General features: G+C 60.9%; 9 protein-coding genes. 7 read left to right on the top strand and 2 right to left on the bottom strand.

What is annotated here, in order from left to right; all coding sequences use genetic code 11:
- Nucleotides 1-8 precede the first annotated feature (8 nt).
- Nucleotides 9-659, top strand: a complete 651-nt coding sequence (locus JIN81_RS16215) for a phosphopantothenoylcysteine decarboxylase domain-containing protein (protein ID WP_200282299.1) — start codon at nucleotides 9-11, stop codon at nucleotides 657-659.
- Here JIN81_RS16215 and JIN81_RS16220 read toward each other — a convergent pair.
- Nucleotides 651-1,025, bottom strand: coding sequence for a hypothetical protein (locus tag JIN81_RS16220; protein WP_200282302.1), 375 nt, complete (start codon nucleotides 1,023-1,025; stop codon nucleotides 651-653). The genes JIN81_RS16215 and JIN81_RS16220 overlap by 9 nt on opposite strands.
- A gap of 181 nt (nucleotides 1,026-1,206) precedes the next feature.
- Here JIN81_RS16220 and JIN81_RS16225 point away from each other — a divergent pair, with 181 nt between their 5' ends.
- A complete protein-coding gene (locus JIN81_RS16225; RefSeq protein WP_200282305.1) occupies nucleotides 1,207-3,981 on the top strand; it encodes a bifunctional aconitate hydratase 2/2-methylisocitrate dehydratase in 2,775 nt (924 codons plus the stop codon).
- Between the two features lie 20 nt (nucleotides 3,982-4,001).
- Here JIN81_RS16225 and JIN81_RS19145 read toward each other — a convergent pair whose 3' ends face one another.
- Nucleotides 4,002-4,715, bottom strand: coding sequence for a hypothetical protein (locus JIN81_RS19145; RefSeq protein WP_234045091.1), 714 nt, complete (start codon nucleotides 4,713-4,715; stop codon nucleotides 4,002-4,004).
- Here JIN81_RS19145 and JIN81_RS19605 point away from each other — a divergent pair.
- The 5 genes from JIN81_RS19605 to JIN81_RS16250 all read left to right on the top strand — a co-directional run bounded on the left by JIN81_RS19605 (nucleotide 4,596) and on the right by JIN81_RS16250 (nucleotide 10,579).
- A complete protein-coding gene (locus tag JIN81_RS19605) occupies nucleotides 4,596-4,898 on the top strand; it encodes an REP-associated tyrosine transposase (protein ID WP_425498598.1) in 303 nt (100 codons plus the stop codon). The genes JIN81_RS19145 and JIN81_RS19605 overlap by 120 nt on opposite strands.
- A gap of 235 nt (nucleotides 4,899-5,133) precedes the next feature.
- Nucleotides 5,134-7,995 (top strand): aconitate hydratase, encoded by a 2,862-nt coding sequence (acnA, locus tag JIN81_RS16235; protein WP_200282310.1) that lies wholly within the window; start codon nucleotides 5,134-5,136, stop codon nucleotides 7,993-7,995.
- A gap of 213 nt (nucleotides 7,996-8,208) precedes the next feature.
- Entirely contained in the window at nucleotides 8,209-9,261 is a 1,053-nt protein-coding gene (locus JIN81_RS16240) for a hypothetical protein (RefSeq protein WP_200282312.1), read from the top strand.
- Between the two features lie 423 nt (nucleotides 9,262-9,684).
- Nucleotides 9,685-10,044 (top strand): hypothetical protein, encoded by a 360-nt coding sequence (locus tag JIN81_RS16245; RefSeq protein ID WP_234045092.1) that lies wholly within the window; start codon nucleotides 9,685-9,687, stop codon nucleotides 10,042-10,044.
- Between the two features lie 106 nt (nucleotides 10,045-10,150).
- Entirely contained in the window at nucleotides 10,151-10,579 is a 429-nt protein-coding gene (locus JIN81_RS16250) for a hypothetical protein (RefSeq protein ID WP_200282316.1), read from the top strand.
- Nucleotides 10,580-10,674 lie beyond the last annotated feature (95 nt).

Raw genomic sequence — 10,674 nt, forward strand, 5'->3', positions numbered from 1 at the left:
CCCGCGCCGTGAAGGTGCTCGTCACCGCCGGCCCCACCCGCGAGGCCCTCGACCCCGTCCGCTACCTGACGAATCGCTCGTCCGGGAAGATGGGCTACGCACTCGCCCAAGCATTCGCCGAGGCCGGCCACGAAACCCTCCTCGTTTCCGGCCCGACCGAGCTCGACGTCCCATCCGGAGTCGACCTGCTGCCCGTAGAGTCGGCGCTGGAGATGTTCGACGCCGTCCGCCGCCACCTCTTCCGCATGGAGGCCGCCGTCTTCTGCGCCGCCGTCGCCGACTACCGCCCGGCGAAAGCCTCGGCCCAGAAAATGAAGAAGGGAGACGACAGCATCACCCTCGAGTTCGTCAAGAACCCCGACATCCTCGGCAGCGCCCGCAAGGAATTCGGCTTCCAAGGCACCCTCGTCGGCTTCGCCGCCGAAACCCAGAACCTTGAGACCTACGCCCGCGCCAAACTGCTGCGGAAGGGCTGCGACCTGATCATCGGCAACGACGTCTCCAAAGCCGGCATCGGCTTCGACTCGGATCGCAACGAACTCCTGCTCGTCTATCCCGACCACAGCGAATCGCTGCCCGAAGACGAAAAACACCACCTCGCCCCGCGGTTGGTGCGCGAAATCGAAAGGCTTGAGGCCACGCGGAAGCAGTCAGCCTGACTTCTTCACCGCCAGCACGTAGGCCAGCACCGCCTGCTCATCCGCCGACTGCAGCCCGGCGTGCGAAATCATTTCCGGGACCGCATCCTCCCACTCGTCCTCGAAGAGATCCTTCGGAAGCATGTAGGCGTGGCATTCACCGCACTTCAGCATGTAGGTGACATGACCGCGCTGCAGCGTTTCCAGCGACGTCCCACTCGCCTTCGCCATCGCCGGAGTGGGGTTCGGAACCTCGGAAATCCCGCCTTCCGCCGGCTCATCCTCCGGCAGATCCCCCATGTTTCCCGTACTCGCTCCAGTCCCTGCCGTGCACGCCACCACCGCCATGGCCATCACACCCATCAACGAGCCCCAGATCATTCGCATTCCCGAAGTTAGCCGGATCTCAGCCCGATGCGAAGCGCTGAATTTCCAAGAAAAACCCACCCCCTATCCGTTTTGACATTTCGCCCGTCCTCCCTACCCTCCGCGCTTCGCAACGCCGAAACCCGCCCGACGCCGAAATCTCAGGCTTCGGCACTCGGATTGCATCAGCCACTGATTAAACATGAGCTTGTATCAGGAATACCTCAAGGAGATCGAGGAACGTAAAACCGAAGGTCTGCACCCGAAACCGATCGACAGCGGCGAACTGCTTGCCGAGATCATCGAGCAAATCAAGGACCCCTCCTCCGAACACCGCGGGGACTCGCTCAAGTTCCTGATCTATAACACCCTGCCAGGCACCACCAGCGCCGCTGGCGAAAAGGCAAGGTTCCTCGAGGAAATCATCCTCGGTGAGGAATCGGTCCCGGAAATCACTCCGACCTTCGCCTTCGAACTGCTCTCCCACATGAAAGGCGGAGCCTCGATCAAGTCCCTTCTCCATCTCGCCCTCGGCGACGATGCCTCCATCGCCACCCAGGCCGCCGAAGTCCTCAAAACCCAGGTCTTCCTCTACGACGCCGACATGGCGCGCCTCTCCGAAGCCTTCGAAGCCGGTAACACCGTCGCCAAAGACCTCCTCGAAAGCTACGCCAACGCCGAGTTCTTCACCAAGCTCCCCGACGTCCCGGAGAAAATCGAAATCGTCACCTTCATCGCGGGTGAAGGCGACATCTCGACCGACCTCCTTTCCCCCGGCAACCAGGCCCACTCCCGCTCCGACCGCGAACTGCACGGCAAATGCATGATTTCGCCCGAAGCCCAGCAAGCCATCCAGGCCCTCAAGAAGATCCACCCCGACAAGAGCGTCATGCTCATCGCCGAGAAAGGCACCATGGGCGTGGGATCCTCACGCATGTCCGGCGTCAACAACGTCGCGCTCTGGACCGGCAAGCAAGCTTCCGAATACGTCCCCTTCGTCAACTACGCCCCCATCGTCGCAGGCACCAACGGCATCTCGCCCATCTTCCTCACCACCGTCGACGTCACCGGCGGCATCGGACTCGACCTCCAGAACTGGGTCAAGAAAACCGGTGCCGACGGCAACACCGTCAAAGACGAAAACGGCGACCCCATCCTCGAGCAGGCCTACTCCGTCGAAACCGGAACCCTCCTCACCATCAACACCCAGGCCAAAAAGCTCTACGATGCCCACGGCAAGGAACTCATCGACATTTCCAAGGCACTCACGCCTCAGAAAATGGAGTTCATGAAAGCCGGCGGCTCCTACGCCATCGTCTTCGGGAAAAAACTCCAGACCTTCGCCGCCAAGACCCTCGGCATCGAAGCCCCCACCGTGTTCGCCCCTTCCAAGGAAATCTCCCACGAAGGACAAGGGCTCACCGCCGTGGAAAAAATCTTCAACCGCAATGCCGTCGGCACCACCCCCGGCACCACTCTCCACGCCGGCTCCGATGTGCGCGTCGAGGTCAACATCGTCGGCTCCCAGGACACCACCGGCCTCATGACCATGCAGGAGTTGGAGGCCATGGCCGCCACCGTCATCTCCCCCATCGTCGATGCCGGCTACCAGTCCGGCTGCCACACCGCATCCGTCTGGGACAAGAAGGCACAAGCCAACATCCCGAAACTCATGGCCTTCATGCAGGGCTTCGGGCTGATCACCGCCCGTGATCCACAGGACCGCTATCACCCGATGACCGATGTCATCCACAAGGTCCTCAACGACCTCACCGTGGACGACTGGGACATCACCATCGGGGGTGACTCCCACACCCGCATGTCCAAGGGTGTCGCCTTCGGCGCCGACTCCGGCACCGTCGCGCTCGCGCTTGCCACCGGTGAAGCCACCATGCCCATCCCAGAGTCGGTCAAGGTGACCTTTAAAGGCAAGATGGCCGACCACATGGACTTCCGCGACGTCGTCCACGCCACCCAGCTTCAGATGCTCAAGAAATTCGGTGACAACGTCTTCCAAGGCCGCGTGATCGAAGTCCACATCGGCACCCTGCAGGCCGACAAGGCCTTTACCTTCACCGACTGGACCGCCGAAATGAAGGCCAAGGCCTCCATCTGCATCTCCCAGGACGAAACCCTCATCGAATCGCTGGAAATCGCCAAGGCGCGCATCCAGGTCATGATCGACAAGGGCATGGACAACGAGCAACAGGTGCTCCAGGGCCTCATCGACAAAGCCAACAAGCGCATTACCGAGATCCGCTCCGGGGAGAACCCACCACTCGCCCCCGACGCCAATGCGAAATACGCCGCCGAACTCGTCGTCAACCTCGACGAGATCGTCGAGCCCATGATCGCCGACCCGGACGTCAACAACGAGGACGTCTCGAAGCGCTACACCCACGACACCATCCGCGCCCTCTCCTACTACGGTGGAGAGAAGAAAGTGGACCTCGGCTTCGTGGGTTCCTGCATGGTGCACAAGGGAGACCTCAAGATCCTCTCCAAGATGCTCAAGAACCTCGAAGAGGATCGGGGTGAAGTGAAATTCCACGCGCCATTGGTCGTCGCCGCTCCCACCTACAACATCATCGATGAACTGAAGGAAGAAGGCGATTGGGACATCCTCCAGAAATACTCGGGCTTCGAGTTCGATGACAACGCACCGAAAGGCGCCGCCCGCACCGAGTACGAGAACATGATGTACCTCGAGCGTCCCGGTTGTAACCTCTGCATGGGCAACCAAGAGAAGGCCGAGAAGGGCGACACCGTGATGGCCACCTCCACCCGGCTCTTCCAAGGCCGCGTGGTCGAGGACTCGGATCGAAAGAAGGGCGAGTCCCTGCTTTCATCCACCCCCGTCGTCGTCCTCTCCTCCATCCTCGGGAGAACCCCCACGCTGGATGAATACAAGACCGCCGTGGTCGGCATCAACCTCACCAAGTTCTCACCCCCGGTGAAGGAAATGGTCGCAGGATAAACGAAGCCCCTCCCCACCATTCAAAAAACCGTCCCCTGCACGCAGCGGACGGTTTTTTCAGGCCCCCCCCGGACCGAGCCCCTCCCCCGGACCGCGAGCTTTAGCTCGCCCCCAGCAACCCCAGCACCCCCACACCCCACCACCGGACCGCGAGCTTCAGCTCGCACCCACAACCCCAGCACCCTCACACCCCACCCCCGGACCGCGAGCTTCAGCTCGCCCCACAACCCCAGCAACCCCACACCCCGCCACCGGACCGCGAGCTTCAGCTCGCCCTCAAGCCCCTCCAGTGTTACCCTAACCGGATGGAACCCAAGGGTCACCATCGACGCGGCTATCTGCCCCATCGAGACTACGGAGGCGCGCTCCAAGCCATCACCTTCCGTCAGGCCGACTCCCTTCCCGCCCACATCGTCGACTCGTGGAAACAGGAGCTTCAACCACTCCTTTACTCGCCCGACGCCCAAATCAAGGAAACCACCCGACACGAACTGCTTCGCCGCATCACTCGCTACGAAGACGCGGGCCACGGGAGTTGTGAACTTCGCCATCCTGAAGTCGCCAGCATCATTCAGGAAGCACTCATCCTCGATCACGACAAACGATATCGACTCATCGCATGGTGCATCATGCCCAATCACGTTCACGTTCTCATACGCCAGCACGATCACACCAGCCTGCAGACCATCATCCACAGCTGGAAAGGCCGTAGTGCACGCATCATCAACCTTCATCTCAATCGCCAAGGAGCTTTCTGGGCGAGAGACTACTTCGACCGAGCCATCCGCGACTCAGACCATTTCTGGAAATGCATTTCCTACATCCACCACAATCCCGTTCGAGCGGGTCTCATCCAAGACCCCAAGGACTGGCCTTACTCCTCCCTCGGCCATGGTTGGCCCCAACCTCGCCAATAATCCAAGCCCCACCACCGGACCGCGAGCTTCAGCTCGCACCCACAACCCCAGCACCCTCACACCCCACCACCGGACCGCGAGCTTCAGCTCGCCCCACAACCCCAGCAACCCCACACCCCGCCACCGGACCGCGAGCTTCAGCTCGCACCCATCGCCTGCTAGCCAAGCGAGCTAAAGCTCGCGGTCCATCAATTTCCCGGAAGACGCCGCTCTGCTTCTACGATAGGTTGGAGTCATGGACACACTGCGAACCTTCACCACCGGCTCAGGCACTGACGGCAAATTCCAATCGCTCCCGGCTCTCGCTGAACAGGGATTCCCCAACATCTCCAGACTTCCCGTCTCGATCCGCATCGTCCTCGAATCGGTCCTCCGCAACGTCGACGGACTCAAGGTCACCGAGGAAGACGTCAGGAATCTCGCCAACTACAACGCCAAGGACCCCGGCGATTACGAGATCCCCTTCACCGTCGCCCGCATCGTCCTCCAGGACTTCACCGGTGTGCCGCTGTTGGTCGACGTCGCCGCGATGCGCGACGCCGCTGTCGCCCGCGGCGCCGATGCCTCGAAGATCGAGCCACTCGTTCCCGTCGACCTCGTCGTCGACCACTCGGTGCAGGTCGACTTCGCCGGTTCCCAGTCCGCGCTCGACCGCAACATGCAGATCGAGTTCATCCGCAACCGCGAGCGCTACGAATTCCTCAAATGGGGCCAACAGGCCTTCGACACCTTCTCGGTCGTGCCGCCCGGCATCGGCATCGTCCACCAGGTGAATCTCGAATACCTCGCCAAGGGCGTGCTCTCGAAATCATCAATCGAGAATCCACAATCGGAAATTTACTACCCCGACACCCTCGTCGGCACCGACTCCCACACCACCATGATCAACGGCCTCGGCGTCGTTGGCTGGGGCGTCGGCGGCATCGAAGCCGAAGCCGGCATGCTCGGCCAACCGGTCACCTTCCTCGTCCCGGAAGTCGTCGGCGTCTACCTCCACGGCAAGCTGCCCGAGGGGGTCACCGCCACCGACCTGACCCTGCGCGTCACCGAAATGCTCCGCACCCACGGCGTGGTCGGCAAGTTCGTCGAGTTTCACGGCCCCGGCGCCGCCGCCCTTTCCCTACCCGACCGCGCCACCATCGCCAACATGGCCCCCGAATACGGCGCCACCATGGGCTTCTTCCCGGTCGACGCCGAAACCATCAACTACCTGCGCGGCACCGGCCGCAGCGAGGAGCTCTGCACCACCGTCGAGAACTACTTCAAGGCCCAGCAACTCTTCGGCATCCCCGACAAGGGCGACTGCGACTACACCGACCTGCTCGAACTCGACCTTTCGACCATCGTGCCATCCGTTTCCGGACCGAAGCGCCCGCAGGACCGCATCGACGTCCCCGCCCTCGGCGAAAGATTCAACCACCTCTTCAGCGCCAGCACCTCGGATGGCGGCTTCGGCATGAAGCCCGACCAGCGCGACACCATCATCGAGGTCAACATGCCCGAGCCCGCCGGCTACGCGGTCGGCTCGCTGTTGGAGAATCCCGACCCGGGAGCGGCCAAGGACAAGGCCGAGATGACCACCAACCGACCCACGCCCGACGCAGTCCTGGCCAAGGAGGCCTTCGACCCGATCAACACCCAGCTGCGCCACGGCTCGATCCTCATCGCCGCCATCACCAGCTGCACCAATACCTCGAACCCGAGCGTGATGCTCGCCGCCGGCCTGGTCGCGAAAAAGGCCAATGACAAGGGCCTCAAGATCGCCCCCTACATCAAGACCTCGCTCGGCCCCGGCTCACGCGTCGTCACCGACTACCTCGAAGCCACCGACCTGCAGAAGGAACTCGACCAACTCGGTTTCCAGACCGTCGGCTACGGCTGCACCACCTGCATCGGCAACTCCGGCCCGCTCCACCCGGCCATCGAAAGCGCCATCAACGAGGGCAACCTCGTCTGCGCCTCGGTCCTCTCCGGCAACCGCAACTTCGAGGCCCGCATCCACGGCAACATCAAATCGAACTTCCTCATGTCGCCCCCGCTGGTCGTCGCCTACGCCCTCGCAGGCCGCGTCGACCTCGACCTGACCACCGAACCCCTCGGCCACGACACCGACGGCAACCCCGTCTTCCTCAAGGACCTCTGGCCGAGCCAGGAGGAAATCCGCGAACAACTCGCCTCCGCGCTCAAGCCCGAGGTATACAAGAAGCTCTACGGCGATGTCGATAACGCCAACCCGAAGTGGGGCGAGATCAAGGGATCCACCGGCGACACCTACGCCTGGGACGAATCCTCGACCTACGTCCAGCTCCCGCCCTTCTTCGAAGGCGGCTCGGAAGCCGGCAAGAACATCCACGGAGCGCGCCCACTCGGCATCTTCGGCGACTCGGTCACCACCGACCACATTTCCCCCGCCGGCGCGATCAAACCGAGCTCACCCGCCGGCCAATACCTGCTTGAGAACGGCGTCGAAAAGGCCTCCTTCAACTCCTTCGGTGCCCGCCGCGGCAACGACCGCGTGATGACCCGCGGCACCTTCGGCAACGTCCGCATCAAGAACCTCATGTGCCCCGGCATCGAAGGCGGCTACACCCAGTATTTCGGTTCGAAGGAAGTCCCCGCACCCGACACCGGGATCGCCCCGCTCGGCGATGCCAAACCGACCTTCATCTACCACGCCTGCATGGCCTACCAGGAGGAAGGCGTTCCGCTGGTCGTTATCGGCGGAGAGGACTACGGCATGGGTAGTAGCCGCGACTGGGCCGCCAAGGGCACCCGACTGCTCGGCGTGAAGGCCGTCGTCACCAAGAGCTTCGAACGCATCCACCGCTCGAACCTGATCGGCATGGGCGTGCTGCCGCTGAACTTCGTCGACAAGGCCGACTACGACAAGGTGGCGACCCTCCACGACGCCACCTTCGACATCACCGGCATCGACGGCGAGCTCAAGCCGATGATGACCGCCACCCTCGTCGCCCACGCGGCCGACGGCACCACCGTAGAAATCCCCCTCAAGGTCCGCCTCGATACCCCGGCCGAGGTCGACTACTACAAGGCCGGCGGCATCCTCCCCTACGTCCTCGACCAGATCCTGGCGTAAGAAATTCCCATTCCTCCATTCACCAAAGCCGCTCCCCTCCAGGAGCGGCTTTTCCTGTCAGGAGCGCAGCTTTGCAAGCCGCTGTGAAAGCCCTACTCAAGGCCAGCCTCAACACCCCGGCCGAGATCGACCATTGCACGGCTGGCAGCCTCCTCCCCGACGTCCTCTCCCGATTGTCTCGACATCAGCCCTTCTCCATGGACCCTCATCAGCATGAGAACCTGGCTTCTTCTCCTCGCACTGTTCACCTCGATCGGCTCATGCAACGAGGAACCCGAGGAATCCAAAAAGTGTCAGCAGACACGCAAGAGCATGGAGTTCCGTGGATGGTCGACCGAAGGGCTTTCCTTTGAGGAAAGCGGCCCACTCATCCTCATCCTCCGTGGAGAGAAATTGCTGGGCTATCAGGTCTACGAAAGTGACTGGGAGAAACGTGCCCCGGAGCCCGTCGATCTCGATGGCATCACCCGCATCGTCTACAGCGATGGCCACGAAAAGGGACAGTTCCACTTCGCCATGGATGACCCGAAGGAGATCACGGCCTGGATCCACGCCTACAAGAACCACATGGAGTATGAGCGGAAGTTCGTCCGCTTCGTTCCCATCTCGCCGGATGCACCATTCAAGGAACTCCGGGAGGAAATTCAGTTCGGCGGCTCGTGCCTTTGTTCACTTGGCCTACGGTTCTATCAGGGAGAAGTTGAGAAACTGTTTCTGAAGGGCCACCTCCATGAACACCCGCAGGTGGACGGGATCGGGGCCCGCAACGAAATCCTCCACGCACTCGTCGCAAACCGCGAGCGCATCGAATCGCGAAAACGTCAGCGCGCGATCCCCATCGAGGATGCCTTCGACCCGTTTGCCGAACCAAAGACCGAATCGTTGGGTGGCATTGAAATGAGCGGACCGGTAGCTGTCCCAGACCTCAACCTTCCTCCTCCGGACTCCAGTCCTCATCCTCCAACAAGCGAATTCCATCCTCCTCGATGGCGATCATCCGTTTGCGGAACAAGGCACCTATTTAAAAAGGTGTGTCCTTTTAGTACAATGCCTCCGAGTCGACGCGAGCCGAGTGATATCAGGCACCTCACCCCACGCCAACAGCCCCCGCGAGCCGCCACCCGATATAAACACCTCGCACGGAAGAATTCCTTGAACTACGGGCTTCAAGGCTCTAGCCTCCACCGATGTCACCCCCTGATATCAACATCTGGGGTGATGAGAATAAACACTGTTCGCTTTGAAAAAGAAGACCACATTTCGTGATTGGGTAGCACTGATCGCGTTTGGTGTGGCCGGGATGCTAGCATATCATCTTGTCATCGGAACCGTTGCCCTCCTCATAGGTTTTCTAGTCGCCGCCTTCACCGAGATTCCATGGTATGTAGCGGCTTTGATTTCCTACCTCGGCATACGACTCCTCGTTGAGAGTATTGACGCATTCTCTGGTCTCCGATCCACTAGATGCACACGATGCAAAAGGAAGATTAGGACGAGCAAACCAATCAAGTGTGAAGAGTGCGGTGGGCCAGCGCAACTCGCCGGCAAGGACAACGAAGCGAACAAGGCATGAGACAGCGACGCCAATCAGCGGCTTTGTTGGAGATTGCCGGGAGTGCTTCAATCTGCTTTTCTTGAGTCGGAAGTGCCGCCATGAGGGCGCGCGTCCACATCGACGTTCGCTCGAGAATGGAGACCTACCAGATCCTCTTCCATGGCCACGGCTTCAAGGTCTCGATCGATGGCGAGCCCAATTCAATTGCCGGGTTCTATACTGCAAGGCGAGTTCAAGCGCAGAATCCAGACGATGCCTACCTTGCTGCTCTGAAGCTCTTGCAATCTGAGCAGAAGACGAAGTCACTTGTCGATGAGTCGGTGGCGAGAGGCGCTACGCCAAAGTTCGAAGCTGAGGATATCTTCGAGGTTGGGTTTTGGAGGCGCTTGTTCTCTCGACCACCGATTGGATTCGTCTTCTACGACGACTCCGATGAGGCGGCTGACGAATCGCAAGAACCAAAAAGCGAACAAGCCAGCGATGGCGACGCCTAACCGCGGCCTTGTTGAATCTTGGTTCTGGTGATTCAATCTTCTCAATTGGGCACGGATCGCCGCCTTAGGTAGGGCGTCGCGCCATGCCTCAAACGTTGGGCAGAAAATGAAGAACTGGCTCATCGCCTTTTTCGTCGCAGCGGCAATCGTCGGTACCGGCTACCTTTTTCTGAAGCGCCTGATCACCCCACGGGACCTTGCCACTGAAGATCCTCGGCAGGTTTTCGAGCGCTTTGTCTGCTCACCAATACCAGACGGAGTCTCAGATATTCGGTCGTCTGGCATCGTTGCTTTTGGCGGAGCGGATGTGGCCGTCGACTTCCTGCTCCAGCCCCAGACTATGGACGGTCTGATTGTGGCCGGTGGATTCAGGCCGCTCATAGAAAGCGACCCGGACTGGATGGCAGAATTTGAGTTGCCCGACTTCAGTGGACCCGTGTCGCGGTTCGTGCGCGCCGATTCTGGGACTTCTCAGGAGGTAGTCTTTTTCTCGGAAGATGGACGGAGGGCCTGGTATCGCGAACTACAATTCTAGAAGCCCAATCGGGTCCCGGGGAGTGATTAGCTCCCCGGTCCCACACCACCCTGCGTACGGCTCCGTACAGGGCGGTTCCAATCAGACTCGGGCAT

The sequence above is a fragment of the Haloferula rosea genome (genome assembly GCF_016595525.1).
In the GTDB taxonomy this organism is placed as follows: domain Bacteria; phylum Verrucomicrobiota; class Verrucomicrobiia; order Verrucomicrobiales; family Akkermansiaceae; genus Haloferula; species Haloferula rosea.

Excerpts from the sequence above, each read along its gene's own strand:
- JIN81_RS16240 (WP_200282312.1), top strand. The coding sequence starts at position 8,209 with ATGAGAACCTGGCTTCTTCTCCTCGCACTGTTCACCTCGATCGGCTCA.
- JIN81_RS16250 (WP_200282316.1), top strand. The coding sequence starts at position 10,151 with ATGAAGAACTGGCTCATCGCCTTTTTCGTCGCAGCGGCAATCGTCGGT.
- JIN81_RS16225 (WP_200282305.1), top strand. The coding sequence starts at position 1,207 with ATGAGCTTGTATCAGGAATACCTCAAGGAGATCGAGGAACGTAAAACC.
- JIN81_RS19145 (WP_234045091.1), bottom strand. The coding sequence starts at position 4,715 with ATGAAGGTTGATGATGCGTGCACTACGGCCTTTCCAGCTGTGGATGAT.
- JIN81_RS16245 (WP_234045092.1), top strand. The coding sequence starts at position 9,685 with ATGGAGACCTACCAGATCCTCTTCCATGGCCACGGCTTCAAGGTCTCG.
- acnA (WP_200282310.1), top strand. The coding sequence starts at position 5,134 with ATGGACACACTGCGAACCTTCACCACCGGCTCAGGCACTGACGGCAAA.
- JIN81_RS16220 (WP_200282302.1), bottom strand. The coding sequence starts at position 1,025 with ATGCGAATGATCTGGGGCTCGTTGATGGGTGTGATGGCCATGGCGGTG.